General features: G+C 62.6%; 1 protein-coding gene. It reads right to left on the reverse strand.

Annotated elements, in window-relative coordinates; all coding sequences use genetic code 11:
- Positions 1-294 (reverse strand): hypothetical protein (locus tag X741_RS1000000170655; RefSeq protein WP_032928559.1); only part of this gene is annotated, 294 nt, incomplete at both ends.

A 294-nucleotide genomic window follows, 5' to 3' on the forward strand; every position in this document is an offset into this window, starting at 1 on the left:
GCGGCGTGGTGAGATAGGCGCGCTTCCTGACATCGCGGATCGGCATGGCGCCGTCCGGATTGTCGGTGTCCGCGGGATCGCAGGCCTCGTCGGCGTCGCCGGAAACCTTGATCTCCTGGATTTCCTCGTCGCCGGGATCGGTCAGCACCGCCTGGCAATCGGCGATCATCGTGAATTCGACGGTCTCGGTCTTCTTGCGGGTGACATCATAGTCGGCGATGAGCACCGGCTTCATCGTCCAGACCCAGAACTGGCCGGTGCCATTGGTCATGATGACCTGGTGGTAATCCTCCG

The organism is Mesorhizobium sp. LNHC221B00, assembly GCF_000502935.1.
Classification (GTDB): Bacteria; Pseudomonadota; Alphaproteobacteria; order Rhizobiales; family Rhizobiaceae; genus Mesorhizobium; species Mesorhizobium opportunistum.